The 26,667-nt window shown below is 70.2% G+C and carries 25 protein-coding genes; 10 read left to right on the forward strand and 15 right to left on the reverse strand.

Annotated elements, in window-relative coordinates; all coding sequences use genetic code 11:
- The first annotated feature begins 139 nt into the window (after nucleotides 1-139).
- The gene (locus ABD691_RS17695; protein ID WP_344681010.1) at nucleotides 140-1,282 is read left to right on the forward strand and encodes an acyl-CoA dehydrogenase family protein; all 1,143 of its coding nucleotides are present in this window, start codon (nucleotides 140-142) and stop codon (nucleotides 1,280-1,282) included.
- Nucleotides 1,283-1,332: 50 nt separating this feature from the next.
- Here ABD691_RS17695 and ABD691_RS17700 read toward each other — a convergent pair whose 3' ends face one another.
- The 3 genes from ABD691_RS17700 to ABD691_RS17710 all read right to left on the reverse strand — a co-directional run bounded on the left by ABD691_RS17700 (nucleotide 1,333) and on the right by ABD691_RS17710 (nucleotide 4,769).
- Nucleotides 1,333-1,920, reverse strand: coding sequence for a TetR/AcrR family transcriptional regulator (locus ABD691_RS17700; RefSeq protein ID WP_344681012.1), 588 nt, complete (start codon nucleotides 1,918-1,920; stop codon nucleotides 1,333-1,335).
- A gap of 154 nt (nucleotides 1,921-2,074) precedes the next feature.
- Nucleotides 2,075-3,898: an AMP-dependent synthetase/ligase gene (locus tag ABD691_RS17705; protein ID WP_344681013.1), complete on the reverse strand. Its 1,824-nt coding sequence runs from the start codon at nucleotides 3,896-3,898 to the stop codon at nucleotides 2,075-2,077.
- A gap of 220 nt (nucleotides 3,899-4,118) precedes the next feature.
- Nucleotides 4,119-4,769, reverse strand: a complete 651-nt coding sequence (locus ABD691_RS17710; protein WP_344681014.1) for a TetR/AcrR family transcriptional regulator — start codon at nucleotides 4,767-4,769, stop codon at nucleotides 4,119-4,121.
- 199 nt (nucleotides 4,770-4,968) lie between these two features.
- Between ABD691_RS17710 and ABD691_RS17715 the strand changes: the two genes are divergently transcribed.
- From ABD691_RS17715 to ABD691_RS17730, 4 genes are read left to right on the forward strand one after another with little or no spacing between them, the layout of a single operon-like run.
- On the forward strand, nucleotides 4,969-6,198 hold the full coding sequence (locus ABD691_RS17715) for an oxygenase MpaB family protein (protein WP_344681015.1): 1,230 nt from the start codon (nucleotides 4,969-4,971) through the stop codon (nucleotides 6,196-6,198).
- Nucleotides 6,199-6,252: 54 nt separating this feature from the next.
- Complete coding sequence (locus ABD691_RS17720) at nucleotides 6,253-7,485, forward strand: oxygenase MpaB family protein (protein WP_344681016.1); 1,233 nt, start codon at nucleotides 6,253-6,255, stop codon at nucleotides 7,483-7,485.
- 34 nt (nucleotides 7,486-7,519) lie between these two features.
- Entirely contained in the window at nucleotides 7,520-9,820 is a 2,301-nt protein-coding gene (locus tag ABD691_RS17725) for a molybdopterin cofactor-binding domain-containing protein (RefSeq protein ID WP_344681018.1), read from the forward strand.
- A gap of 8 nt (nucleotides 9,821-9,828) precedes the next feature.
- Entirely contained in the window at nucleotides 9,829-10,305 is a 477-nt protein-coding gene (locus ABD691_RS17730) for a (2Fe-2S)-binding protein (protein ID WP_344681020.1), read from the forward strand.
- Here ABD691_RS17730 and ABD691_RS17735 read toward each other — a convergent pair.
- A complete protein-coding gene (locus ABD691_RS17735; RefSeq protein WP_344681022.1) occupies nucleotides 10,280-11,176 on the reverse strand; it encodes a dihydrodipicolinate synthase family protein in 897 nt (298 codons plus the stop codon). The two genes, ABD691_RS17730 and ABD691_RS17735, sit on opposite strands and share 26 nt — an antisense overlap.
- A gap of 280 nt (nucleotides 11,177-11,456) precedes the next feature.
- Between ABD691_RS17735 and ABD691_RS17740 the strand changes: the two genes are divergently transcribed.
- The 4 genes from ABD691_RS17740 to ABD691_RS17755 all read left to right on the forward strand — a co-directional run bounded on the left by ABD691_RS17740 (nucleotide 11,457) and on the right by ABD691_RS17755 (nucleotide 15,868).
- Complete coding sequence (locus ABD691_RS17740) at nucleotides 11,457-13,046, forward strand: FAD-binding protein (RefSeq protein ID WP_344681024.1); 1,590 nt, start codon at nucleotides 11,457-11,459, stop codon at nucleotides 13,044-13,046.
- A complete protein-coding gene (locus tag ABD691_RS17745) occupies nucleotides 13,043-13,399 on the forward strand; it encodes a 4Fe-4S dicluster domain-containing protein (RefSeq protein WP_344681026.1) in 357 nt (118 codons plus the stop codon). Before ABD691_RS17740 ends, ABD691_RS17745 begins: the two co-directional genes overlap by 4 nt.
- Nucleotides 13,400-13,465: 66 nt before the next feature.
- Nucleotides 13,466-14,869: a sulfatase family protein gene (locus ABD691_RS17750; protein ID WP_344681028.1), complete on the forward strand. Its 1,404-nt coding sequence runs from the start codon at nucleotides 13,466-13,468 to the stop codon at nucleotides 14,867-14,869.
- Between the two features lie 72 nt (nucleotides 14,870-14,941).
- Nucleotides 14,942-15,868 carry a formylglycine-generating enzyme family protein gene (locus tag ABD691_RS17755; protein WP_425565098.1) on the forward strand — a complete coding sequence of 309 codons (927 nt, stop codon included), beginning with the start codon at nucleotides 14,942-14,944 and terminating at the stop codon, nucleotides 15,866-15,868.
- A 61-nt stretch (nucleotides 15,869-15,929) separates the two neighbouring features.
- Here ABD691_RS17755 and ABD691_RS17760 read toward each other — a convergent pair whose 3' ends face one another.
- The 8 genes from ABD691_RS17760 to ABD691_RS17795 form a co-directional block, all read right to left on the reverse strand.
- Nucleotides 15,930-16,721 carry an ABC transporter permease gene (locus ABD691_RS17760; RefSeq protein ID WP_344681332.1) on the reverse strand — a complete coding sequence of 264 codons (792 nt, stop codon included), beginning with the start codon at nucleotides 16,719-16,721 and terminating at the stop codon, nucleotides 15,930-15,932.
- A 79-nt stretch (nucleotides 16,722-16,800) separates the two neighbouring features.
- Complete coding sequence (locus tag ABD691_RS17765; RefSeq protein ID WP_344681030.1) at nucleotides 16,801-17,607, reverse strand: ABC transporter ATP-binding protein; 807 nt, start codon at nucleotides 17,605-17,607, stop codon at nucleotides 16,801-16,803.
- Between the two features lie 26 nt (nucleotides 17,608-17,633).
- A complete protein-coding gene (locus tag ABD691_RS17770; protein ID WP_344681032.1) occupies nucleotides 17,634-18,662 on the reverse strand; it encodes an ABC transporter substrate-binding protein in 1,029 nt (342 codons plus the stop codon).
- A gap of 41 nt (nucleotides 18,663-18,703) precedes the next feature.
- Nucleotides 18,704-19,675: an ABC transporter substrate-binding protein gene (locus tag ABD691_RS17775; RefSeq protein WP_344681034.1), complete on the reverse strand. Its 972-nt coding sequence runs from the start codon at nucleotides 19,673-19,675 to the stop codon at nucleotides 18,704-18,706.
- A gap of 29 nt (nucleotides 19,676-19,704) precedes the next feature.
- Nucleotides 19,705-20,469: an amino acid ABC transporter ATP-binding protein gene (locus ABD691_RS17780; protein ID WP_344681036.1), complete on the reverse strand. Its 765-nt coding sequence runs from the start codon at nucleotides 20,467-20,469 to the stop codon at nucleotides 19,705-19,707.
- Nucleotides 20,466-21,419 (reverse strand): amino acid ABC transporter permease, encoded by a 954-nt coding sequence (locus ABD691_RS17785; protein WP_344681037.1) that lies wholly within the window; start codon nucleotides 21,417-21,419, stop codon nucleotides 20,466-20,468. The genes ABD691_RS17780 and ABD691_RS17785 overlap by 4 nt, the downstream gene beginning before the upstream one ends.
- Complete coding sequence (locus ABD691_RS17790) at nucleotides 21,416-21,946, reverse strand: GNAT family N-acetyltransferase (protein ID WP_344681039.1); 531 nt, start codon at nucleotides 21,944-21,946, stop codon at nucleotides 21,416-21,418. The genes ABD691_RS17785 and ABD691_RS17790 overlap by 4 nt, the downstream gene beginning before the upstream one ends.
- A gap of 229 nt (nucleotides 21,947-22,175) precedes the next feature.
- Nucleotides 22,176-22,400 (reverse strand): hypothetical protein, encoded by a 225-nt coding sequence (locus ABD691_RS17795; protein ID WP_344681041.1) that lies wholly within the window; start codon nucleotides 22,398-22,400, stop codon nucleotides 22,176-22,178.
- A 224-nt stretch (nucleotides 22,401-22,624) separates the two neighbouring features.
- On the opposite strand from ABD691_RS17795, the gene ABD691_RS17800 reads away from it, so the two are divergent.
- A complete protein-coding gene (locus tag ABD691_RS17800; protein WP_344681043.1) occupies nucleotides 22,625-23,317 on the forward strand; it encodes a type 1 glutamine amidotransferase domain-containing protein in 693 nt (230 codons plus the stop codon).
- A gap of 4 nt (nucleotides 23,318-23,321) precedes the next feature.
- On the opposite strand, the gene ABD691_RS17805 is transcribed toward ABD691_RS17800, so the two are convergent.
- The 3 genes from ABD691_RS17805 to ABD691_RS17815 are packed head-to-tail and all read right to left on the reverse strand — an operon-like array spanning nucleotide 23,322 to nucleotide 26,665.
- Nucleotides 23,322-24,251, reverse strand: coding sequence for a LysR family transcriptional regulator (locus tag ABD691_RS17805; RefSeq protein ID WP_344681045.1), 930 nt, complete (start codon nucleotides 24,249-24,251; stop codon nucleotides 23,322-23,324).
- A 21-nt stretch (nucleotides 24,252-24,272) separates the two neighbouring features.
- Complete coding sequence (locus ABD691_RS17810; protein WP_344681047.1) at nucleotides 24,273-25,409, reverse strand: 8-amino-7-oxononanoate synthase; 1,137 nt, start codon at nucleotides 25,407-25,409, stop codon at nucleotides 24,273-24,275.
- A complete protein-coding gene (locus ABD691_RS17815) occupies nucleotides 25,406-26,665 on the reverse strand; it encodes an adenosylmethionine--8-amino-7-oxononanoate transaminase (protein ID WP_344681049.1) in 1,260 nt (419 codons plus the stop codon). The genes ABD691_RS17810 and ABD691_RS17815 overlap by 4 nt, the downstream gene beginning before the upstream one ends.
- Nucleotides 26,666-26,667: the final 2 nt, after the last annotated feature.

Genomic DNA, 26,667 nt, shown 5'->3' on the forward strand with positions numbered 1-26,667 from the left:
AGTCAATAGCGCCGATCTCCTTCTTCCACGTGGTATGGCGTCAGCATCGGAAGCCTCCATCCGCTCTTATTGACAGGGTGGCAACAACACGCGCACACTTGGCTCGTTTCCGGCATCCATGCATGGAGGAACGCACGTCATGCCAAGAGTCCTGAGCGATGAGCGCCGCGACTTCGTCAACGCGATCGGCGAGTTCTGCCGCCGGGAATGCGGCACCAAGGAGCAGCGGGACAAGCTGACCGCCCACGGCGCGGAGTCGCACAACCAGGAGCTCTACACCAAGATGGCCGAACTCGGCTGGCTGGGCATCGCCGTCCCCGAGGAGTACGGCGGCGCGGGCCGGGGCATGACCGACCTGTGCCTGTTCCTGGAGGAGACGGCCTACGGCCGGGCCCCGATCAGCGGCTTCAGCACCACGGTCGTCGCGGCGGCGGCCTACGAGAAGTTCGCCGACGAAGAGCAGAAGCGGGTCGTGCTCGAAGGGGTCGTCAACGGCCGGGTCGAGGCCATCTCGATGTCCGAGCCCGGCGCCGGTTCCGACGTGGGCGCGCTGACCTGCCGCGCGGAGCGCACCGAAGGCGGATACCTGATCAACGGGCAGAAGACCTGGTGCTCCAACGCCCACATCGCCGACCACGTCCTGCTCGTCGCCCGGACCTCGCAGGAGGAGTCCAAGCACCAGGGGCTCACCCAGTTCATGGTTCCCACCGGCGTCGAGGGGCTGCAGATCACCGGCATCGACACCATGGGCGGCCGGGAGGTCAACGACCTGTACTTCACCGATTGCTTCCTGCCCGACTCCGCCGTGGTCGGAGTGGTCGGCCAGGCGTGGACGCAGCTGATGGCCGGGCTGAACCTGGAACGGATGATCCTCGCCGCGCTGATGCTGGGCACCGCGCGGCGCGCCTTCGACGACACCCTCGACTACGTGCGGCAGCGGGAGCAGTTCGGCAGGCCGATCGGCTCGTTCCAGGCGCTCAAGCACCGGATCGCCGACATGGCCACCGAGCTCGAATGCGCCCGGCTGCTGGTGGACGACGTCGCCGCGGCCATCGACGCCGAGCCCGGCCGGGTCTTCGCCCGCGAGGCGTCGATGGCCAAGCTCAAGTGCACCGAGCTGGCCAAGCACGTGGCGCTGGAGGGGATGCAGATGATGGGCGGCTACGGCTACGCCACCGAGTACGGGATGGAGTCCCTGCTGCGCTCCACCGTCGTGTCCACTGTGTACGGCGGGACGAGCGAGATCCAGCGGGACATCATCGGCCGGACCTACGGGCTGTGAGGCGCGGCGTAGGTCGTCGAGATCCTCGCCTCCGGCACCGCGGGGAAAACCTAATCCTCCCGCACGGCGGGAAAGACGGAGTTCACCAGGTGCAGCACGGTCCGCGTGAGCATCACGTGCAGGTCGCTGCGGCTGAGCGTGCCGCGCACCAGCCACTCCCGCGAAGCGGCCCGGAGCATGCTCCCGTGCGCGCGGACCATCGCCCGCAGCTTCTCCCGCCCCTCGGTGACATCGGCCAGCATCGCGGCTTCCAGGACCCGATCGGTCGCGATCTCGTCGGATTCGAGCATGATCTGGTCGATCTCCGGGTCGTGGCCGAAGACCTCCGGGCCGATCGCCGACAGCCACATCTCCCGGTTGCGCTCCACCACGTCGAGCCACCGGTCCAGGCAGATCGACAGCCGCTCCTCGGCCGTCGTCGGGGGCAGCCGCTGCGAGACGGACTCCGGGACGACCACCATCTGCCGCACCACTTCGAGGTAGAGCTGCCGCTTGCTGCCGAAGTAGTGGTTGATCAGCGCCCTGGCCACCCCGGCCTCGGCAGCGATGTCCGACGTGGACACCGTCGAGTAGCTGCCCGCCCCGAACAGCCTGCGCGCGACGCTGAGGATCTCGGATCGCCGCGCGTCCGGTTCCATCCTGCGCCGTCGCACCTCGCGGTGCGCACCCATTCCGCCGCCCCCCGCAGTCGATTGCCATCACGCCAACAAGAATTCTAACCGCTCTGCTTCGATCCCGTTCCCTTCACCGAGCCGAGGACGAAGCCGTGTTGACCCATCGCCAACTCCGGCTCTACGAGTACATCGACTCGATCTCGTCCGCGTACCGCTCGTCGATCACCTTCCGCCGCAGGCTCAGCTTCGGCGTCAGCTCACCGGACTCCGCCGTCCACGGCCCGGCGAGCACCCGGTACTTCTTCACCTGTTCCGCCCTGGCAAGCGCCGAGTTGGCCTGCGCGACCGCTTCGTCGAGCGCGGCGCGCACCTCCGGGTGCCGCGAGAGCTCGTCCAGGTCGGTCGTGCCGATCCCCTCGGCCTGCGCCCAGGCCGGCGCCGCGTCCTCGTCGAGCACCAGCAGCGCGGTGACGTAGCGGCGCCTGTCCCCGATCGCGACGGCCTGCGCGACCAGCGGGTGCGACCGCAGCAGCGACTCGATCCTGGTCGGCGGGATGTTCTTGCCACCGGCGGTGATGATGATTTCCTTCTTGCGGTCGGTGATCGCGAAGATGCCCCGGTCGTCGACCGTTCCGATGTCGCCGGTGGGCAGCCAGCCGTCCTCGCCGGTCGCGTCCTCGATTTCGCCGTCGGAGCGCAGATATCCGGCCAGCACGGCCTCCCCGCGCACGAACAGCTCGCCGTCCTCGCCGATGGCGACCTCGATTCCCGGACCCGGCCGCCCGACCGCCCCCAGGGAGAACGCGTCCGGTGTGCTCACCGTCGCGGCACCGGAGGTCTCGCTCAGGCCCCACACCTCGTAAACGGGAAGTCCCAGGCTCGCCAGGAACTCCAGGACGTCCACGGGGATGGGCGCCGCCCCGCTGAACGCCCGGCGGCAGTCGTCGAACCCGATGGCCGCCCGGATCGGGCGCAGGACGCGGTCGTCGAGTTGCCGCTGCCGCGCGAGGAGATCCGCCGGGACCTCTTTCCCGGACGACCGCAGGCGGAACACCTCAACAGCGGCGTCACGCGCTTGCGCGACCGCCGCGGCCTCCGCTCCGGACAGCGCGCCGAGCTTCGCCCGCAGACCGCCGGCGAGCTTCTCCCACACCCGCGGGACACCGAAGAAACCGTGCGGCCGTGCCGCGATGAGCGTCGGCAGCAGCTGCGCCTGCTCCCGGCAGATCGTGACGTGCCCGGCGTTGCAGATCGGCATGTAGATCCCCAGCACCCGCTCCGCGATGTGCGCCATCGGCAGGTACGCCACCGACCGCGGGTTCTCGGGGACCGCGACGAGGTGGTCCTGCATCACGGACTCGTGGATCACGTTGCGGTGCGAGAGCACCACGCCCTTGGGATCACCGGTCGTGCCCGAGGTGTAGACGACGGTCAGCGGCTGGTCCGGCGTCGCCTCGTCGGTCAGCCGCTCGAAAGCCGCGCCGACCTCGCCGGGCAGCTCCGCACCGCGCAGGTCCGCGTAGCTGACGAACCGCGGGTCGTGGTCCGGGACGGCCTCGGGATCGACGACGACAACGGCGCGCAGGTGCGGCAGCTCCCCCAGCACCGGCCGCCACTGCCGCAGCTGCTCCCGGCCCTCCAGGACGAGGACGCTCGCCGCGCTGTGCTTTGCCACGAACCGGATCTGCTCGGTGCTCAGCGTGTCGTAGGTGGTGCACGGCAGCGCGCCGATGTGGGTCGCGGCCAGATCGACGATCCAGTGCTCCGGCCGCTTGGACATCGCGATCAGCATCCGGTCGCGCCGGCGGAGCCCGAGCGCGGCGAGCGCGCCTGCCAGCACGGCGACCTCCGAGCGCAACCGCGACCACGTCAGCGTCGTCGCGTCCGGTCCGATCCCGCTGGTGAGCGCGGGGTGGTCGGGGTACCGCCGTGCGTTGCGGCGCAGCAACCCGGTGATCGTCAGTCCCTCGACGGCTCGGCGTACCTGATCTGCTGTCGTCACGGCCTGTTCCCTTCGTCGCGAACCCGTGGGCGCACCTTCCGCGTGGAACAACGCTGGACCGCTGTTGCCTTGTTGTCAATATCAGCTCCGGATCGATCCACCCGCAACGCGAGGTAGCCGCCACTGCTGGCAGCCATCAACGAATTTCCGCCGGATGGCTGCACAGGACTCTATTGGCAATGCGCCAGTAGTCGAGGTCGCGGGCACCACACCGCGGCGATCACTTCCGGGGCGGCTCCAGCATCGGCACGAGGAACCGCCGGGCCACGTCTCGCACCTGCTCGTCGTCGTCGAGGTCGACGAGGTGGCTGGGGGTCACCAGGAACGAGGCCGAGATCCGGACCATCAGCTCGGCCACGAGTTCGACGTCGATCTCACCGGACACGTTGCCCGCGCTCTGCTCGCTGCGGAGCTGGCCCGCGACGAACCGCCGCACGACGGCCATGGTCCGGCCGCCGTCGCTGATCATGGAGGGCACGAGCACCTCGGGCTCCACCGCCATCAGGCCGCCGATCAGCGGATTGCCCCGGATCGCCCGCAACGCGCTCGCGAAGCCCAGCACCACCCGGTCCTCGACCGTCCGAGCCTGCTTGATGTCGCTGAAGAACTGGTCGAAGTAGCGGCGGAACTCGCGCCGCACCACGTGTTCGACCAACGCGTCCTTGGTGGCGAACCGGCGGTAGACGGTGATCCGGGAGACCCCGGCCAGCCGGGCCACGTCCTCCATTGTGGACCGCCGGATCCCCATGCGGCAGAACTGCTCGTACGCGGCGTCGAGCACGCGCGTGGCCATCTCGTCGTTGTCGTCGACGCGTTCGACCGCCTCGGCGAACGCGCGCTCCAGCAACGACTCCGAGTCTGGACGCGTCATGATGACGGACAGTACAGGTTCCACAGTCGCCTTTCCCCGCACTCCGGGCGATGCCCGGTGCTTTCGTCAACTTCGCCGATCTTCAGCGAATCAGGCCTGGTGTTTCCGCCTTCCTTGTGCTCTCCTGATGATACGCAGATTCAAGATTTGTATCACGATATCAACCAATGCTTTCCGGACTCAAGGAGGAGTTCAAGGCATGGAGGGACTCAGCAGACGCAGAATTCTGCTCACGGGTGGAGCGATGGGAGCGCTGGGGGCGGTGAGCATGGCCGCGCCCGCGCAGGCTCTGACGGCGTGGACGTGGTCCCCGAGCGGTTCGGTCGCGGGCAGCGGCTCCGGCATCGACCCGAGATGGGTGTGGGACGAGGCGGCCGACCCGCTGCTGTCGTCGCTGCTGGACCGCGGCGCGGTGCCCGAGGTCAACCGGCTGCTGTGGGACTGGACTCGCAACGACCAGGACCTGCCCGCGGGCCTGCCCGAGGACCTTCGGGAGTTCATGGCGGAAGCGCGCCGGCTGCCGCCCTGGGCGGACCGGAACAAGCTGGAGGTCGCGGCGGAGTTCAACAAGGGCCGGGGTCTGTACCTGAACCTGCTCAACGGCGTGGGCGGCGGCATGCTCAGCACGGCCATCCCGAAGGAAGCCCGCTCGGTCTACTACTCGCAGGGCGGCGCGGACATGGAGGACCGCGTCGCCAAGACCAGCATGCTGGGATTCGCCGTCGGCGACCTCAACGCCTACCGGCCCGGCGGAACCGTCGTGGTGGAGGCGGTGAAGACCCGGCTGGTGCACGCGGCGGTGCGGCACCTGCTGCCGCGGTCCCCCGGCTGGTCGCACACCGGCAGTGGCCAGGAAATCCCGATCAGCCAGGAGGACATGCTCGTCACCTGGCACACGCTGCCCACCTTCGCCATGCGCAGGATGCTCGAATGGGAGGTCCCGATCACCCGGGACGAATCCGAGGCCTACCTGCACCTGTGGCAGGTGACCGCCTACCTGCTCGGCATCCGCGAGGAATACATCCCCGCCACCTGGGAAGCCGCTTACGCCCAGTCCGACCAGATCCTGGGCCGGGCCATGGGGCCGACCTCCGAAGGCGTCGAGCTGACCGACGTCCTGCTGAACCAGCTCGCCGAGCAGACCAGCCCTCCCCTCGGCGTCAGCAGGCCGCTGTGCAACGCGCTGGCCCGCCACCTGGTCGGCGACCAGGTGGCCGACTGGGACGCGATCCCCCGGGAGCCGGTCTGGGATCCGCTGGTCGCCGAGGCGTGGCCGCTCCTGGTGAAGTTCCGGGAGAAGCTGATCCCACTGCCGATGGTGCCGGAGGTCGCATGGACCATCGACGAAGCCGCCCGGCAGTACATCCTGTTCTACCTGACCAAGGGAAAAGAGACCAGGATCCAGATTCCGGTGGCCAACCGTCCCTGACTGAAATCGTCCTTTGCTCAACGGGAAATGGAACTCGACGAGGAGTTGCAGGACATGAGCGGACTCAGCAGACGCAGAATTCTGACCTCGGGCGGCGCGCTGGGCGCGATCGGTGCGATGGCCATGACCTCGCCCGCGCAGGCGCGATCCCTGGTGAAGTGGACCTGGCCGGTGAGCGGTTCGGTCGCGGGCACCGGCGCGGGCACCGACCCGCGGTGGGTGTGGGACGAGGAAGCCGACGCGCTGGTCGCCTCGCTGCTCGACCGCGGTGCCGTGCCGGAGGTCAACCGCCTGTTGCGGACCTGGACCAGGAACGACCAGCCGCTGCCGGACGGGCTTCCCGGGGACCTGCGGGACTTCGTGGAGCGGGCCCGCAGGCTGCCGCCGTGGGCTGATCGCGGCAAGCTCGGCACCGCGGTCTCGTTCAACGAGAAGCGGGGGCTCTACCTCGGCGTCCTGTACGGGCTGGCCAGCGGCATGATGAGCACGGTCATCCCCAAGGAGGCGCGCGCGGTCTACTACTCCTACGGCGGCGCCAACATGAAGGACCGGATCTCCAAGACCGCCAAGCTCGGCTACGACATCGGCGCCCGCGACGCCTACCGGCCGGACGGCGAGATGGTCGTGACCTGCGTCAAGACGCGGCTGGTGCACGCGGCGGTGCGGCACCTGCTGCCGAAGTCCCCGCACTGGACCGGGGTCGCGCCGGAGGACGTCCCGATCAGCCAGGCCGACATGATGGTCACCTGGCACAGCCTGCCCACCACGGTCTGGCGGAAGCTGGCGGCGTGGCAGGTGCCGATCCCGGCCGAGGAGTCCAGCGCGTTCCTGCACTCCTGGCAGGTGAGCGCGCACATGCTCGGCATCAAGGACGAGTACATCCCCGCGACCTGGGAAGCCGCCTACGACCAGGCCGGGCAGGTGCTCGACCCGGTGCTTTCCCCCACGCCCGAAGGCATCGAACTGGCCGACATCCTCCTCGGACTCGGCGGCGGAATCGACGGTGGCGTCCTCAGCAGGCCCGTCCTCGGCTCGTTCACCCGGTTCATGCTCGGCGACCAGATCGCCGAGTGGCTGAAGATCCCCAGGGAACCGCTCTGGGACCGGCTCCTCACCACGTTCTGGGGACCGTTCGTGGCCGTCCGCGAAGGTGTGCTCGACGCGTTCCCCGGCGCGGACAACATCTACTGGATGTTCGACGAGTTCCTGCGCCAGGCGGCCCTGGTGTACCTGTCCGAGGCAAGGCCGATCAGCATTGAAATCCCCACGGGCAACCGGCCATCTTGAGTCCACATCGGACACAATTCTGGGAGAACCACCGATGACCAGTACCGATCCCTCCCGGCCGGAGCCCGGGCCGCACGGTGTCGGGCGACGGCGCTTCCTCGGCTACCTGCTGGCGGCTCCGACCCTGGTCGCCGCCGCCGAGCTCGGCCTGCCGCGAACGGCGGGCGCGCAGCTGCCCTCGCCCGGGGCGGCGGAGCTGCTCGACGTCAACGACATGCTGACCGCGGCGGCGCTGCCGACCTCGGGCCTGATCTCGGTCGAGGTGCACCGCGACGGCTCGGTGTCGTTCGCGCTGCCGCGGGCCGAGGTCGGGCAGGGCATCACCACCTCGACGGCGATGCTGATCGCCGAGGAGCTGGCGGTCCCGGTGGAGCGGGTGCGCGTGACGCTCGCCGACGCCCGGCCGGAGCTGGTGTTCAACCAGCTCACCGGGTCGTCGAACACGACCATCGCGACCTGCGCCCCGATCCGGGTCGCCGCCGCCATCGCCAGGGGCCGGTTGCTGGAGGTGGCGGCGGGCGAACTCGGCTCGGCGGTCGCCGATCTGACGCCGGCGGCCGGTGTGATCAGCGATCGCACCGGCCGTGGCATCGACATCGGTGCACTCGCCGAGAAGGCCGCGAGCACGCAGACCCGGCAGGTTCCAGTGGAGCTAAAGCCGCGTGAGGCGTTCACGGTCATCGGCAAGCCGCAAAACCGCGTCGACGCGCTGGACGCGGTGACAGGCCGCAAGAAGTTCACGCTGGACCTGGATGTCCCGGACGCCATGCCGACGATGGTGTGCCGTCCGCCCACGATCAACGGTGAGGTCGGGCCGGTGGCGAATCTCGCCGAGGTCCGGGGAATGCCGGGAGTCACCGATGTCGCGGTGGTTTCGACCGGGGTGGCGGTGCGGGCCGAGACCTTCGGCCAGTGCGTCGACGCCGTGCGGGCGCTTCGGGTGTCGTGGAAACCTGGTAGTGCGGAGGGGAAATCCGATGAGACCGTGCTGCGAGGGCTGGAATCCGCAGAGCTGCCGATGACCCCGGCGCCGCCGACGGTGGTCGAGGGCAGGTTCACCTTCCGGTTCCGCAGCAACAGCGCGCTGGAGCCCAACTGCGCGATCGCCGACGTGCGGCCGGACCGCGCCGAGATCTGGTCCGCGCTGAAGTCGCCGATCACCGCGCAGCAGGAGATCGCCGCGAGGCTGGGCTTGTTGCCGAGCGCGGTGAAGGTGCATGTCGTCGAGGGAGGAGGTTCGTTCGGCCGCAGGTTGTTCTTCGACGCCGCTTTGGAAGCGGCGGAGATCTCGCAGCGGTTGGGCAAGCCGGTCAAGCTGATGTGGCATCGAGCCGACGACTCCCGGCAGGGCCGCACGCATCCGATGGCGACCTCGCGCGTGCGGGTGGCCCACGCCGGTGGCAGGGTGCTCGGCTACGAGCAGCGGCACACCAGCGTGGTCACCGACTTCGGCCACGGCGTCGGGGAGATCATCACCGCCATGGCCGCGAGGCTGCCGGTGGGCGACATAGGTTTCTCCCAAACGATTTTCCACCTCACCCAGGCGATGCCCTACGACTTCGGCGTCTCCACGCAGCTGCTCAGCGAAACGGACAAGAGTTTCAACACCGGCAGCATGCGCAACGTCTACTCCCCCGACGTCACCACCGCGCGGGAACTCATCGTCGACCGGCTCGCGGCGAAGCTGAGCAAGGACCCCTACCGCTTCCGCCGCGACTTCCTCCAGGACGAGCGCTCACGTGCGGTGCTGGACAAGGTCGCGGAAGTCGCCGAGTGGGGCCGACCGATGTCCGCGAACACCGCACAAGGCATCGCCTTTCACGCCGAATACCACGGCATGACCGCTGCTTTGGTGGAGATCGACTGCCGACCGGAGACCATCAACCGCCCCATCCGCGACGGCGTGACCGGACCACGCGTCACCAAAGCCGTCTTCGCCGTCGACGTCGGACTCCCGGTCAACCCGCGCGGCCTGGAAGCACAGATGATGGGCGGCATCAGCGACGGCATCGCACTCGCGCTGACCTCCAGCCTCCACTTACGCGACGGATACTTCCTGGAAGCCAGCTGGGACAACTACTTCTACACCCGCCAATGGAACACGCCCTTCGAACTCGACATCATCGTCATGCCGCCGACCACCGGCGAGCCCGGCGGCGCCGGCGAACTCGGGGTCGCGGCAGCCATGTCCGCGGTCGCCTGCGCCTACGGCCGCGCCACCGGAACCACACCCACCGAGTTCCCCATCAACCACGGCACGCTGTCGTTCGAACCCAAACCGACCATTCCCCCAATCCCGCCGTCCCCCACTGACGGCCTGCGCTACGCCTTCTAGGAGCCCCTATGCCCGAACACACCTTCCGGCTCAACGGCGAACAGGTCACCGTCAACGTCGCAGACGACGTGCGACTGCTGTGGGTCTTGCGCGACATTCTCGGCGTCACCGGGCCGAAATACGGCTGCGGCATCAATGTCTGCAAAGCCTGCACGAGCCACTACAACGGCAAAGCGTTCAACCCGTGCGCCGTGCCGATCAAGGACATCCAGCCCACCGACGAGATCACCACCATCGAAGGTCTTCCCGACACCGTTGGTGAAGACCTGCATCCGATGCAACGAGCATGGCTGGACCACGACGTGGCCCAGTGCGGCTACTGCCAGCCCGGCCAGATCATGACCGCCGTCGCGCTCGTCCGAAAGGCCAAGGCCGAAGGACGCGAGATCACCGACGACGACCTCGACGGCATCCGCAACATCTGCCGCTGCGGCACCTACCACCGCGTCCGCCAAGCCATCAGGACCGGCGCCGAGAGGATGTGAGGGAGTCCAGCGCGGCGGCGACTTCTTCCTTTGCTGCGGCGGGAATCCCGCGCAACGGCCGAGGAAGGTTCGGGCTGCCGACCAGCCCCAGGTGTTCAGCGGCGGCGGAGGTGACGCGCAGGCTGCCGTAGCGGCGGAACAGCTCCCACAACGGCTCCATCCGCGCGGAGAGAGCCTCGGCCCGCGCGGTGTCGCCAGCAGCCGCTGCACGGGTGATCGCCAGGCACTCCTCGGGCAGCAAGCCACCGATGACGCTGAACCACAGGTCCGCGCCCGCGTTGAGGCCACCGGCCGCGAACTGGTCACCGCTGACGCCGAGCGCCACTCCTTCGGCCAGCCTGCCGCGCAACGCGGTGATCCGGTCCGGCGCCTGGTCGGCGGGAATCCCGGGGATCTTGACCGCGCCGACGTTCGGCAGGGCCGCGATGCGTTCGTGCAGCTCGTCGCTGAAGGTGAAGTGCGTGGTGCCGGGGTTGTCGTACACGCACAGCGGAACGGACAGTTCCCCGGTCACGTCCTCGTAGAGCCCGAAGACCTCTTCGTCGGTCAGGGGCTGGTAGGAGACCGGGGCGAGCAGCACCGCGGACGCGCCCGCGTTCTGGGCGTCCTCCGCCACCGCCAGGACTTCGGAGGTGCGCAGGGCACCGATGCCGACCATGACCGGAACGTCACCTGCTGCTTCGACCGCGAGCCGTGCGGCGCGGGCGCGCTGGTCACGGGTCAGGTAGGCGTAGCCACCGGTGGAGCCGAGTGCGCCGATCGAATCGACGCCCGCCGTGGCCAGGCGCGTGACGAGGTCGGCGAAACTCCGCTCGTCGACACCCTTCTCGTCGGTGGGCGTGAGGGGAAAAGCGCTCAGGCCGGTGAACATGGGCTTCCTTCCAACGTGGCTTCGCTCGACCGATTCTCCCCTCCCGTCCGCTCGGCGGCTCACTCCGGGGTGCAGGCAGCACCGGAAATGCGCGGAAATGCCTTTCCGGCAACGGGAATTGATTTCACCGAGAAAGTTTCTCCACCGCCGGAACCGGTATGTGGGACACCTTTGACGGTACCTCGGCCCGGTGCGAGGCTGACCGCGAATCGCATCCGACGCACTCCGCACCGGCCTTTCCCGCCGCAACTCTTCCCGGCTTTTCGCGAAAGGGGCGTTCATGACCGTCGTCGATCTGACCGCGGACGTTTTCGTCGCGGGTGGTGGACCCGCGGCGACCTGGGCCGCGCTCAAGGCGGCCGAGGCCGGCGCGGACGTCGTCCTCGCCGACAAGGGCTACTGCGGCACCAGCGGTGCCACCGCGTCCTCCGGGACCGGAGTCTGGTACGTGCCACCGGAATCCGCCGCCCGGGACGCGGCGATGGCCGAGCGGGAAGCGCTGGGCGGGTACCTGTCCGACCGGCGCTGGATGCGCCGCGTGCTCGACCGGACCTACACGGCGATCAACGAGCTCGCCGGTACCGGGCGCTACCCCTTCCCCGTCGGGCCGGACGGCGCCGAGCTGCGGACAGGCTTGCAGGGCCCCGAATACATGCGGCGGATGCGCGCCTGGATCCGGCGGGCAGGGGTGCGGATCCTCGACCACAGCCCGGTGACCGAACTGCTCACCGACGGCCAGGGCGCGGTCGCCGGTGCCGCCGGGTACCGGCGGCAGGCCGAACAGCGCTACCGGGTTCGCGCCGGTGCGGTGGTGCTGGCCACCGGCGGTTGCGCGTTCCTGTCCAAGGCGCTCGGCTGCGACGTCAACACCGGTGACGGCGCGCTGTTCGCGGCCGAGGTGGGCGCGGAACTGTCCGGCATGGAGTTCTCCAACGCCTACGGAATCGCGCCGGAACACACCTCGGTCACCAAGACCGCCTTCTACAACTACGCGACGTTCTACCGCGGCGACGGAACCGTACTCGAAGGAGCGGGCAGCCAGCGCGGCCGCTCCGTGATCGCGAAAACGCTGCTGCACGAGAAGGTGTACTGCCGGCTCGACCTGGCCGACGAGGCAGCCCGCCGGGCGATGCGGCTCGCGCAGCCGAACTTCTTCCTCACCTTCGACCGCATGGGCGTCGACCCGTTCACCGACCTGTTCGCGGTGACCCTGCTCGCCGAGGGAACCGTTCGCGGCACCGGCGGAATCCGGATCACCGATGACGACTGCTCGACCACCGTGCCGGGGCTCTACGCGGCGGGCGACGCCGCCACCCGCGAGCTGATCTGCGGCGGCTTCACCGGCGGCGGCAGCCGCAACGCAGCATGGGCGATCTCCTCGGGCACCTGGGCCGGTTCGGCTGCGGCTGCCCACGCGCGCTCGCTCGGCCGCAGGGCCGACGGCCGCCGCCTGCGGGCTGCGGGGCGGGCCGGACTGCGGCCGACCGGGAAACCGGCGCGCGCGGACGAGATCGGCGAGATCGTCGCCGAAGTGCAGGACGAAGTCCTCCCCTACGACAAGAACTACCTGCGCAGCGGCGACAAGCTGCGCGAATCGCTGACCGTCCTGGACTCCGCCTGGTCGCGGCTGCGGACCTCGCTCCACGGCGAGGGGGTGCACGAGGTGCGGGCGCGCCAGGCGGCGGCGATGGTCGCGCACGCCCGGTGGATGTACACCTCGGCGCTGGCGCGAACCGAGACCCGCGGGATGGCCAAGCGGCTGGACTTCCCCGGGCAGGACCCCGCCCAGCGGCACCGCACCGTCTCCGGCGGGCTCGACACCGTGTGGACGCGCGCCGAAGCGCGGGAGGACGCGGAGGTGGCGGTGTGATCGAGCTGGTCTCCGCGCAGCGCTGCATCGCCTGCGACAAGTGCATCAAGGTCTGCCCGACCAACGTCTTCGATCGCGGCCCGGACGGTGTTCCGGTCGTGGCCCGCCACGACGACTGCCAGACCTGCTTCCAGTGCGAGGCCAACTGCCCCGTCGACGCGCTGTTCGTGGCGCCCTACACCCATCCCGTTCCGGACAACACCACCGCGCACGACGCCGATGCCCTCGCCGAGACCGGGCTGCTGGGCAGCTACCGCGAGCGAATCGGCTGGGGCCGGGGGCGCACGCCCGGTTCCCGGTCCGCCATCGGGCCCGCGCTGGACCCGGCCGGGGCGAACGTCATCACCTCCTGACACGACCGGACGCCGACGTCGCCGCCCGTCGTGAGTGATCCGATTGGACAGCGAAGGGAAACCTCCATGTCAGACGGAACGACCGGACGGCACGCCGAGGTCAGCCGCCGCGGCGTGCTCAAGGGGTCCGCGGTGATCACGACCGCGGCCGCGCTGCCGGGAGTCCTCGGCTCCGCCCAGGCCGCTGCGGCCGGGAACCGCCCGAACGTCCTGGTGATCGTCACCGACGACCAGCCGAAGGAAACCGACTGGGCCACGAAGAAGACCCGCGACTGGCTGGCCGGTCGCGGCGTGGAGTTCACCCAGGCCCACTCCACCACTCCCCTGTGCGCGCCGTCCCGCTCGTCGATCTTCTCCGGCCGGTACGCGCACAACCACGGCGTCCGCGACAACGGCCACGCCTACAACCTCGACCAGAACACCACCGTGCAGCGCCACCTCAAGCAGGCCGGGTACCGGACCGGCCTGTTCGGCAAGTACCTGAACTCCTGGCAGATCGCGGACAACCCGCCGCACTTCGAGGAGTGGGCGCTGCTCCAGCCCGGCTACGTCGACGGCACCTACAACGACAACGGCACCGTGCGGCAGATCCCCGGTTACACCACCGACGTGATCGCCGAGCGGACGCTGGCGTTCCTGGACAAGTCGGCCACCGACGACCGCCCGTGGTTCGCCTACGTCTCCCCGTACGCGCCGCACGGGCCGAACACCCCCGAGGCCGACTACGCCGAAACCCCGGTTCCGGAGTGGGAGGGCAGGCCCTCGGTCCCCGAACCCGACAGGGCCGACAAACCGGTCTACGTGCAGAACGCCGCCAACACGCCCGCCGACGGACAGGCGGTGCGCCAGCGGCAGCTGCGCACGCTGCTCAGCGTCGACGACGCGGTCAAGGCGTTCCACGACAAGCTGGCCCAGCTCGGCCAGCTGGAGAACACGCTGGTGATCTACGTCGCCGACAACGGTTTCCACTGGGCCGACCACGGTCTGCTGGGCAAGGCCGCGCCCTACCGGCCCGCGCACGAGATCCCGCTGTACGTGTCCTGGCCCGCCGGTGGTCTGGGCTCCGGTGCTTCCGACGACCGGATCGTGGGCAACATCGACATCGCCCCGACCATCCTGCACGCCGCGGGCGTCCAGCCGGACACCCCGCAGGACGGCAGGTCGCTGCTCTCGGACTTCAGGCGCGACCACATCCTGACCGAGTGGTGGAAGGCCGGGACCAACGGGCCCAAGGACACGTGGGCGTCCTACGTGGGCACCGACAAGCAGTACGTCGAGTACTACGATCTGCACACCGACGAGAGCGGTCAGGAGGTCGGCACCGGGCGCGTGACGTTCCGGGAGTACTACGACCTGGCCGCCGACCCGTACCAGCTGACCAACAAGCTCTACCAGGCCACGCCGGAGGACGAGCAGCGGCTGGGGATCCCCCAGCTCGCGAGCAGGCTCGCGGCCGACCGCAGGAGCTGAAACCGCACCGTCCCGGGCCGCCCTCGTGCCGAACCGGCATGGGGGGCGGTCCCCTGCTGGAGGAGTTCGCGCATGACCGGGTCGTGCTGCACCCCCGGCCGCGACGCGCACGGCGTCGCGGCCTCCCCGGCGATCCGCTCGCCGAAGCCTCGCCACAACCGGATGGCGGCCCTGCCGGGCGGCCGGTTCCGGATGGGCACCGAGGACGACGTGGGGTATCCGGCCGACGGCGAGGGGCCGGTCCGGGAGGTCGAGCTGGCCCCCTTCGCCATCGAGACCACCACGGTGACCAACGCGCAGTTCGCCACCTTCGTCAAGGACTCCGGGTACGTCACGGAGGCGGAGCGCTTCGAGTTCTCCTTCGTGTTCGCCGGTTTCCTCGATCCGCGGCTGGAACGCGCCTCCGCGGTGGTGCACGCGGCGCCCTGGTGGCGCGCGGTCGCCGGGGCGTTCTGGAAGGCGCCCGAAGGGCCGGGGTCCGACATCACCAAGCGCCAGAACCATCCCGTCGTGCACGTCTCCTGGAACGACGCGACCGCCTACTGCGAGTGGGCCGGCGTCCGCCTTCCCACCGAGGCGGAATGGGAGTACGCCGCACGAGGCGGCCTCGACCAGCGCCGCTACCCCTGGGGCGACGAGTTCACGCCCGGTGGCCGCTACCAGGCCAACACCTGGCAGGGCGACTTCCCCGGCGTGAACACCGGCGAGGACGGCTACCTGGGCACGGCACCGGTGAAGTCCTTCCGCCCCAACGGTTTCGGCCTGCACAACGTCGTCGGCAACGTCTGGGAGTGGTGCGCCGACTGGTTCAGCCGGGACTTCCACGTCACCGGCCCGCGCAGCAACCCGACCGGTCCGGAGGACGGCACCGCGCGCGTGATGCGCGGCGGTTCGCACCTGTGCCACGACTCCTACTGCAACCGCTACCGCGTCGCCGCCCGGAGCTCCAACACGCCCGACAGTTCGGCGGGCAACATCGGCTTTCGCGTGGCGCGGTGAAAACGCGGTTGCTTGGAGCGACTGACGCCACTCCAAGCAACCGCGCACGGCAACTTCAGCTTTAGGCCCGCCACCGGGACAAGCGCCGCTCGGCCAGAACCAGCGCCTGGTTGAAACCGAGCCCCAGCAACGAGATCGTGATGATCCCGGCGTACATCTCGGGCACCTGGAAGTTGAACTGCGAAGCGTTGATCAGGTACCCGAGCCCCGCCCTCGCCCCGACCATCTCCGCGGCGACCAGCACCAGGATCGAGTTCGCCCCCGCCAGCCGGATCCCGGTGAACACCGTGGGCACCACGGCGGGCAGCACCACCTTGTAGAACAAGGGGAACGGCGTGAAGCCCATCGACCGGGCCGACTTGATCAGCAACGGATCCACGGTGCGCACGCCGCTGATCGTGTTCAGCAGGATCGGCCAGGTGCACGCGAACACGATCAGCGACACCTTCGAGGTCTCGCCGAGGCCGAGCAGCAGCACGAACACCGGCAGCAGCGCCAGAGCGGCGGTGTTGCGGAACAGTTCCAGCAGCGGGTTGAGCAGATCGCTGACCACCCGGTACCAGCCGATCACCACCCCGAGGGGAACCGCGACGGCCACGGCGATCAGGAATCCCGCCAGCGACCGCGCGAGGCTGGCGCCGAGGTGTTCCCACAGCTGACCGTCCGCGGCCAGCTCCCACCAGGTCCCGACCACCTCGCTGAACGGCGGCAGGAAGATGCTGTCGACCAGCCCGATCCGCGGCGCGAGCTCCCAGACGAGCAGGAACAGCACGATCCCGGCCGTCGCCTTGAACACTCGGCCCGCTCCCGCGCGGGTGCGCGGAACGGCCCGCGCGACTCCATCGCGCCGCACCGGGGCGCCGGCCGACTCCGGAGTATTGGAGAGCTCCGGAGCACTGGCGGACTTCGGGGTGTCGGCGAACTTCGTGGTGTCAGCCAACTTCGGCCACCTCCTCGGCGCGGGCCCGCCCCGTCTCGGAGCGCAGCAGGTTCCAGATCTCGTGCCGGTAGTGCGCGAACTCCGGCTCCGACCGCAGGTCCTCGCGTTCGCGGCGGTTCCCCAGGTCGACCTCGACGACGTCCTTGACCGTGCCCGGCCGGGACGTCAGCACCGCCACCCGCTGCCCGAGGAACACGGCCTCGTCGATGCCGTGGGTGATGAACACGATCGTCTTGCCGGTGCGTTCCCAGATCCGCAGCAGTTCCTCCTGCAGCAGGTCCCGGGTCTGGGCGTCGAGCGCGGCGAACGGTTCGTCCATGAGCAGCACCTCCGGGTCGAAGGCCAGGCTGCGCGCGATGGCCACGCGCTGCTTCATCCCGCCGGAGAGCTGGTGCGGGTAGTGGTTCTCGAAGCCGGACAGTCCGACCAGCTCCAGGTACTCGCGAGCACGTTCGCGGCGCTGCGACTTGGGAACCTGCTTGGCCTCCAGTCCGAACTCGACGTTGCCCTGCGCCGTGCGCCAGGGCAGCAGCGCGTACTGCTGGAACACCACGCCCCGGTCCAGCCCGGGCCCGGTGATGGGCTGCCCGTCGAGCCGGATCTCACCGCTGGTCGGCAGGTCCAGCCCGGCCAGCAGGTCCAGCATGGTCGACTTCCCCGAACCGCTCGGGCCGACGATCACCGCCAGCTCGCCGGACCCGATCCGCAGGTCGATCCCGCTCAGCGCGGTGACCTCGCCGTCGTTCCCGCCGCGCACCGGGAACTTCTTGGTCACTTGGTCGAAGGTGATGGTGGTCATGGATCTCCGATCCCCCCGCTCGCCGCTCAGAAGGGGTTGAACTCGTTGGTGTAGAGCCGGGCGACGTCGAGCCGGCCGGGCGGCACCCGGCCGTCCTTGACCGAGCGCTCCAGCCAGGTGCCGAACTCGCGGTCGGCGATCCGCCCGCCCGGCCCGGCCACGCCGGTGGACCTCCAGTACGGCACCGACGAGGTGTCCTCGTTGCGCCCGCGCCGCCGGATGATCTCGGTGAAGCGGGCGGCGACCTCCTCGCGCGGGCGGGTCTGCGCCCAGTGCACCGCCCGGGCCACCCCCGCGACCAGGGTCCTGGTCGTGGTCGGGTTGGCCGCGATGAACTCCTCCCGCAGGACGTAGCAGCCCGCGGTGAACGCGCCCAGCAGGTCGAAGTCGGTGAACACGGGCTGGATCCCGCCGCGCGCGATGGCCTTCTCCCGCCGGATGTCCGACAGCACGGACACGTCGAGCTGGCCGGAGCGCAACGCCTGCTCGGCGCTGACCGGCGGGACCACGACCAGCTGCACGGAGCGGATCTCCTCCTCGCTGAGGCCGCCCTGCTCCAGGTAGATGGCCAGCACGTCCTCGTGGTGCGCGCCGAGGGTGTTGACCCCGACCTTCTTGCCGATGAAGTCGCGGGGCCCGCGGATCGGGCTTCCCTCCAGCGCGTAGTAGCCGGCCAGGGTGTCGGCGTCGGCGCCGTAGTAGCCGACCACCGCCCGGATCGGCGCGCCCGCCGCGATCAGCCGGACGATCGCCCCGTTGAAGGCGCCGCCGATGTCGATGTCACCGGTCACCGTGGCCTGGATGTCCTGCGGCCCGCTGGTGGTGTTGCCGATCCACTCCAGCCGCAGGTCGCCGAGCAGCCCCAGATCGGCCGCCAGCTCCGGGTACAGCACGTCCCCCGACCAGCCCTGGTAGCGGACGACCTTCGTCTCACCGGCCGGGCTCGCGGCACCGGCCGAACAGCCGCTCAGCACGGTTCCGGTCGCGGTGGCGGCGAGTCCCCAGCGCAGCAGGCTCCGTCTGCTGACCGGTTTCAGGCGTGCGGTGTTGGCCATCGGATTCATCACTCTCGTGCGTGTTGCGGGTGAACGCGTCGTCAGCCGACGGACTTGGGCAGGCCGGGCGGGTTGATCTGCGACGCGGGCAGGGCCTCGTTGCCGAGGTTCCACCGGCCGAGGACCTCGGCGTAGCGTCCGCCCGCGATCTCGTGGTCGATCGCCCTGGCCAGCGCGGTGACCAGGCCGTTGCCCTTCCTGGTGGTCGCGGCGATCTGGGCGGGGAACTCGCCGCCGCCCGGCACCGTGCCCACGACCCTGCTCTCGCCGCTGACCGTCGCGTGGTACGACAGCGTCGGGTTCGGCCCGACGTAGAGGTCGATGCGGCCGGACCGCAGGGCCAGGTAGTAGTCGGCGGAGTTCTCGCCGTAGTACTGGAACTTCACCGGGGCGAGCCCGGCTGCCCTGTTCCGGGCGTCCCAGTCCAGCAGGATCTTCTCCTGGTTGGTGCCGGAGCTGACCGACACCGTCCTTCCCGCGATGTCCGGCGGGCCCTTGACCACCAGCGGGCTGTCCGCCCTGGCCAGGAACGCGACGGTGTCGGTGCGGTAGGTGGCGAAGTCGTAGATCTCCTTGCGCTCCTCGGTCACCGTGATGTTGGAGAACCCCACGTCGTGCTGACCGCTGCGCACCGACAGGAAGATGTTCTCCCAGGAGGTCGGCTGGAGTTCGAGCCGCAGGCCGAGCACGTCGGCGACGAGCTGGGCGACGTCGATCTCGACGCCGATCACGGTCCTGTCGTCGTCGGCGCGGAAGCTCAGCGGCGGCGAGCCCTGCCCGCTCACGCTGACCACCAGCGTTCCCCGGTTCCGGATCTCCGGCGGCACCAGGTTCGCGATCTCCTCGACCTTCTGCGCGCGGACGCGGTTCTGCTCGGGGCTGGTGTTGACGCGGCCGGGCTGGTTGGGGTTCTCGGCGGTTTTCGGCGCCACTTCCGCGGTGCAGGAGGAAAGCACGGCGGTGGCAGCGGCGAAGACGGCCGGGAGCAGCAGTGTCCTTCTTCGGATCGGCATCGGATCGGTCTCCTCGGTTGTGCCGGGGTTCAGAGCACCCTGCTCAGGAAGCTGCGGGTGCGTTCGTGCGCTGGGTGGTCGAGGACCTGGTCCGGCGGTCCCTGCTCGACGATCCGCCCGGCGTCGAGGAACACCACGTTGTCGGCGATCTCGCGGGCGAGCCCGATCTCGTGGGTGACCACGATCATCGTGGTGCCGTCGCGGGCCAGGCCGCGGATGACGTCGAGCACCTCGTCGACCAGTTCCGGGTCCAGCGCCGAGGTCGGTTCGTCGAACAGCACGAGCTTCGGCCGCAGGGCCAGCGCCCGCGCGATCGCGACCCGCTGCTGCTGCCCGCCGGAGAGCTGGCGCGGGTAGGAGTCCTTCCGGTCCGCCAGGCCCACCCGGTCGAGCAGCCGGGCGGCCAGCTCGACGGCCTCCCTGCGCGGCCGTCCCTGCGCCGACACCGGAGCCTCGCTGACGTTGTCCAGCGCGGTCAGGTGCGGGAAGAGGTTGAAGTTCTGGAAGACGAAGCCGATGCGGGTGCGCTGCCGCAGGATGTCGCGTTCCTTCAGCTCGTGCAGCCTGCGCCCGGACCTGCGGTAGCCGAGCAGTTCGCCGTCGATGCTGATGTGCCCGCGGTCGACCTTCTCCAGGTGGTTGATGGTGCGCAGCAGCGTCGACTTCCCGGATCCGGACGGGCCGATCACCACCGTCACCTCCCCGGCACGCACCTGGAGGTGGACCCCGCGCAGTACCTCGGACTGGCCGAAGCTCTTGTGCACCGCGCGCACGTCGACCATCACGTCGCTCATGACGCCTCCCCGGTTCGTGCCCGTCGCCGGTCCGCGAGCAATCCGCGCAGCCGTCGCAGCGGCGTCGGCGCGAGATTCCTGGCCGCTCCCTTGGAGAAGTGGCGCTCCACGTAGTACTGGCCCACCGAGAGCACCGTGGTCATCAGCACGTACCAGATCGTTGCGACGACCAGCATCGGGATGATCCGCCCGGTGCGCTGGTAGATCACCTGCACCTGGTAGAAGAGCTCGGGCAGCGCCATGATGTAGACGACCGAGGTCCCCTTGACCATGCCGATGATCTCGTTGCCCGCGGCCGGGATGATCGTGCGCATGGCCTGCGGCAGGATGATCCGGCTCAGCTGCCTGCGCCGCGGGATGCCCAGCGCCGCGGCGGCTTCGAGCTGCCCGTGGTCGATGGACAGCAGCCCGGAGCGGACGATCTCCGCCGAGTAGGCCGCCTGGTGCAGGGTCAGCCCCAGCGTCGCGGCGCCCAGCGGCGGGATGAGCGACATGGTGCTGACGGACAACAACGTCGGCCCGAACGGGATCCCCAGTTCGATCCGGTTGTAGAGGATCGCGATGTTGTACCAGAACAGCAGCTGGAGGATCAGCGGGACGGACCGGAAGATCCACACGTAGGTCCAGCTGACTCCCCGCAGCAGCGGGCTCGCGGACAACCGCATGAGCGCGAGCACGGTTCCGAGCAGGAAACCGAGGACGATGCCCAGGAACGTCAGGGTCAGCGTCAGGACGACCGATTCCAGGATCGCCACGTTGAACACGTAGATCGCGACCGTGCTCCACTCCCAGGCGGGATTGGTGATCAGCCCGTGCACGACGGTCGCGACGACGATCAGCGTGACCGCCCCGGCCACCCAGCGCCACGGATAGCGCGCGGGCACCACGGTGAGCAGGTCGAGGTCGTCGTCCTCAGGTGCCCGCCGGACGCCTTCCTGCGTGGTGGTCATGGTCCCTCCAGGCGCTTCTCGAAGGGCAGCGGGGCGGCGATCTCGGCGGGATCGCGGGTGATGTCGAACAGCGGCGAATACCCGGCCGCCAGGTAGAGGGCCTTGGCCTCCGGCTGCCGCCAGCCGGTGGTCAGGTAGGCGCGCCGGTACCCCCGGAGCCGTGCGACCCGTTCCAGCTCCTCGACGACCCGGCGCCCCAGCCCGCGCCTGCGGTGGCCGGACCGGGTCCACATCCGCTTCAGCTCGGCGGTTTCGGCGTCGTAGCGCCGGAACGCGCCGCCGGCCACCGGCAGCCCGTCCCGCAGCAGGACCACGACCGCGCCGCCCGGCGGGGAGAACTCCTCCGGCGGGTATTCCTCGGCCAGCACGCGCACCTGTTCGTCCAGCGCGCGGCCGTACCGGCTCGAATACTCGTGGGCCAGCTCGTCGAGCAGCGGCACCACCAGTTCGTCGCTGATGTGCACGTGCCGGAACTCGAATCGGATCGATTCCGCCGGAACGGCGGTGGGGGAAGTGTCAGTAGCCAATTTCTTCTGCTTCGATCGGCTGATTCATGCCTTGTGACCAGGTTCGAAAGCAGAAGCTACGGCTCGCCGCATGACCGGGCAACCATTCCCGCGATGTGAGTCAGATGATACGTTTAGTCCGCTGTGGACAGACATTTCGCGCCGTCACGGAATTGTTTTCAGCGTGAAATTATCCCGCTCGCCCGCGCGGGCCGAACGCCAGTTCCGGCACGGCCGTCCCAAGCGGCTGTCAGCGCTTTGTCAGCGGGCTCCGGCAGTCTTGGGCGTGCGCGTCGTGGCCCCGGCTGGTGGGGGTCAGCCGAGGCCACGACGACCGGCCCGGGAAGGCGTCGAACTCGTTGTCCATGATCTCGCGGGGATCGCCGACGCCGTGGAGCACATAGTCGTTGAGCCGCAGTCCGGTGCTCCAGCTCAGCTCCCTGCGCGTGCGCGGCCGGGACGGCGACCAGGACACCGGTCACGGTCATCGCGAGGATCAATCGGTGTCGCGGTGTCGAATCATGACTTCGACGATCGCGTTCTCCGCTGACCAACCGCTGACAGGCGGCGGGCCCATCAGGATCTCTATGGCCAGGCATGCGTTCGGCTATTGGCGATCGTGCGGGCACCGCTCCTACCGTCGGAACCGTCCCGCTGACGAGACCGTCAGCCCACCGAGCTTGGAAAGCTGATCTACACATGGCGAAGATCCTGTTCGTGATGACCGGCGCCGACCACTGGACGCTGGCCGACGGCACCCAGCACCCCACCGGGTACTGGGCCGAGGAGTTCGCGGCTCCGTACCAGGCGTTCACCGCGGCCGGGCACGAGATCGTCGTGGCCACTCCCGGCGGCGTGCTGCCCACCGTCGACCGGGCCAGCCTGGCCCCGGAGGTCAACGGCGGCCAGGAGGCCGCGGACCGCGTCGCCGCGGTGCTGGAGTCGGCGTCCGAGCTGCGCGGCCCGATCAAGGTGGAGGAGGTCGACCTGGCCGACTACGCGGCGGTGTTCTACCCCGGCGGGCACGGCCCGATGGAGGACCTGGCGGTCAACGCCGACTCCGGGCGGCTGCTGACCGGCGCCCTGGCCTCCGGCAAGCCGCTCGCCGTGGTCTGCCACGCCCCCGCCGCGCTGCTGGCCACCGAGTCCGGCGGCACCTCGCCGTTCCGCGGCTACCGGCTGACCGGCTTCACCAACGCCGAGGAGGCCCAGGCCGGGTTCGCCGACAAGGCGAAGTGGCTGCTGCAGGACCGGCTGGTCGCGCTGGGCGCCGAGTTCTCCGAGGCCGAGCCGTGGACGCCGAACGTGGTCGTCGACCGCAACCTGTTCACCGGGCAGAACCCCGCCTCCTCCGCCCCGCTGGCCGCCGAGGTCGTCAAGGTGCTGGGCTGAGCGGTCACCATCCGCGGCCGGCTTCCAGGAGCCGGTCGCGGACTCGGACGGCATCGGGGTTCTCGATCTTTCCCGGCCGCTGCACGAGGTAGCCGGTGTTGATCGGCGGATCGTCCGGCTCGTGCAACGGCACGAGGGCGCCGGAGGCCAGTTCACCGGCGCACAGGTAGCGCGGCAGGACGGTGAAGCCCGCGCCCGCGGTGACCGCGGCGAGCACGCCGCGCAGGTCGGGCACGGTGACGGCGGCGGGGCAGGACAGGCGTGCGCCGAAGACGTGCCGCCAGTACCGGCGGGCGATGGGCAGGTCCTCGGCGTAGGTGATCAGCGGGACGGCGTGCAGCGCCGCCGGACCGTCGACGGCCAGCCGCTCCTTCACGCGGTCCGCCCAGGAAGGCGCGGCGACCAGGACGAACTCCTCGTCCATCAGCGGGACCGCGGTCAGCGTCCGGCCGCGCGGGCGGAAGGTGGCGATCACCAGGTCGTGGCGCCCGGCCCGCAGTTCCTCCAGCAGCGGGCCGGTCAGGCCGGTGGTCACGCGCAGCCGCACGCCGTCGGCGGCCAGCGGGGCGAGTGCGGGCAGGACGCGGGTGCACAGCAGCTCGGCGGGCCCGGCCAGGTGGACCGGGACGCCCGGCGCGCCCCGCGCGGTGCCGTGCCCGGCGGCCGAAGCGAGCGCGTCGAGCGGCCCGGCCACCCGGGTCGCGACCTCGTGGGCGGCCGACGTCGGCTCGACTCCGCGCGGCAGGCGCTGGAAGAGCTCGCGTTCCAGCTGCCGCTCCAGGGACCGGATCTGGGTCGTCACCGTGGGCTGCGACAACCCCAGGAGTCCGGCCGCGGCGGTGAAGGAGCCCGAGCGGTACACGGCCAGGAAGGTGCGGAGCAGGTTGAGGTCCGGAGCCTGCGGCGCCGGGACATCGAGATCCCTATGGCCCATGGCCGAACACTATATGCACCCCTATGGCAGCCGGTAGTCGTCGACGACCTGGCACAGCACCTTGACCGCGTACGCCCAGCGCTCGTCGTCGAGTCCGACGTGGGTGGTGATCCGCAGCCGGGAGACCCCGTCGGGCACCGACGGCGGCCGGAAGCACCCCACCCGGACTCCGTCCGCGAGCGCCGCGGCCTGCGCGGCGAGGGCGACCCGCGGGGACGGCATCGGCACCGACAGCACGGCACCCGCCGACCCCGGCACCCCGAGCCGTTCCGCCAGCTCACCGCCGCGCCGGTGGATCGAGGACGGCAGGGCCGGTCGCTCGCGCAGCAGGCGGAGGGCGGCCTGCGCGCCGGCGGTGGGAGCCGGCGCGAGACCGGTGTCGAAGATGAACGGCCGCGCGCGGTTGACGAGGTGGTCGATCAACGCGGCGGAGCCGAGGACCGCACCTCCCATCGCGCCAAGGGATTTCGACAGCGTCGCGGTCATCACCACGTGCGGGTGGCCCGCCAGACCGCGGGCGTGCACCAGCCCCCGGCCGCCTTCGCCGACCACACCGAGCCCGTGCGCCTCGTCCACGACCAGCAGCGCGTCGTGGTCGGCGCAGACCGCGGCCAGGTCCGCGAGCGGCGCGGCGTCGCCGAGCACCGAGAAGATCGACTCGGTGAGCACGATCGCCCGCCGGTCGCCGGCCTCGGCCAGCGCGGCCCGCACCGCGGACACGTCGTTGTGCGGGACCACCTCGATCGCCGCGCGGGACAGCCGTGCGGCGTCGATCAGCGAGGCGTGCACGTGCGCGTCGGAGATGATCAGCGAGTGCTTGTCCGCCAGCACGGTCACCGCGGACAGGTTGGCGTGGTAGCCGGTCGAGAAGACCAGCGCCGCCTCTCGGCCGGTGAAGTCGGCGAGTTCGCGCTCCAGCTCGGCGTGCAGCGTGGTCGTGCCGGTCACCAGCCTGGAAGCAGCCGCTCCCGCTCCCCAGCGGAGAGCGGCGTCAGAGGCCGCTCTGCGGACCTCGGGGTGGCCGCTCAAGCCCAGGTAGTCGTTGTTGGCGAGGTCGATGACGTCGTCGTCGGCCGCCCGCGGGCGCAGCGCGCGCTGCAGTCCGGCGTCCTCACGCGCGGTCCGCTGCTCGGCGAACCACGCCGCCCAGCCGCTCATGCGACCTCCGCGGCTGCCGCGATCCCGGCGCAGATGGTGGCGATGTCGGCATCGCCGCACACGTACGGCGGCATGGTGTAGATCAGGTCGCGGAACGGGCGCAGCCACACGCCCTCGGCCAGCGCCGCTTCGGTCGCCTTGGCCACGTCGACCGGGTGGTCCAGCTGCACCACCCCGACCGCTCCGAGCACGCGCACGTCGACGGCGTCGATCCCGTGCAGCGCCTGCAAACCGGTGTTGATCCGCCGCACGTCGGCCGCCCAGTCCCCAGTGGACAGCAGATCCAGGCTTGCTGATGCGACCGCGCACGCCAGCGGGTTGCCCATGAACGTGGGGCCGTGCATGAGAACGCCGGAATCGCTGGCCGACAGGCCCCGCGCGACCTCGGCCGTGCACAGTGTCGCGGCCATCGTCAGGTAACCGCCCGTGAGCGCCTTGCCGACGCACAGCACGTCCGGCGTCACCCCGGCGGCCTCGGCCGCGAAGAACGTGCCGGTGCGGCCGAAACCCGTGGCGATCTCGTCGAAGACCAGCACCAGCCCGTGTTCGTCGGCGACCTCGCGGAAGACCTCCAGGCACTCCGCCGGATACGGGTGCATGCCGCCCGCACCCTGGAGCAACGGCTCCACGATCAGACCGGCCAGCCGGCCGGAGTGCTCGGCCGCGAGCGCGCGGAAGCCCGCGGCCCAGGCGTCCACGTTTCCGCCGAGCGGCGGCGGGCGCTCGCCGAACACCTGCTCCGGCAGCACCCCGGACCACATCGCGTGCATGCCGCCGTCCGGGTCGCACACGCTCATGCAGTCGAAGGTGTCGCCGTGGTAGCCGCCGCGGACGGTCAGGAACCTGGTCCGCTCCGGCCTGCCCGCACCGCGCTGGTACTGCAACGCCATCTTCATCGCGACCTCGACGCTCACCGAGCCGGAGTCCGCGAGGAAGACGCGGTCGAGTCCGGCGGGCGCGACGTCGATCAGCCGCCGCGCCAGCTCGACCGCGGGCTCGTGGGTGAGCCCGCCGAACATCACGTGCGACATCCGGTCGAGCTGGTGGCGCACGGCCTCGTCGAGCACCGGGTGCCGGTAGCCGTGGATGGCCGACCACCACGACGCCATCCCGTCGACCACCGGCCCGACCCCGTCAAGCGTGATCCGGCTGCCCGAGGCGCCGGTGACCAGCCGGGTCGGCGCCGGGTCGGTCATCGAGGTGTACGGGTGCCACAGGTGCTCGCGGTCGAACCCGAGCAGCGCTTCCGGACCCATCG

The organism is Saccharopolyspora taberi, assembly GCF_039534165.1.
Taxonomy (GTDB): domain Bacteria; phylum Actinomycetota; class Actinomycetes; order Mycobacteriales; family Pseudonocardiaceae; genus Saccharopolyspora_D; species Saccharopolyspora_D taberi.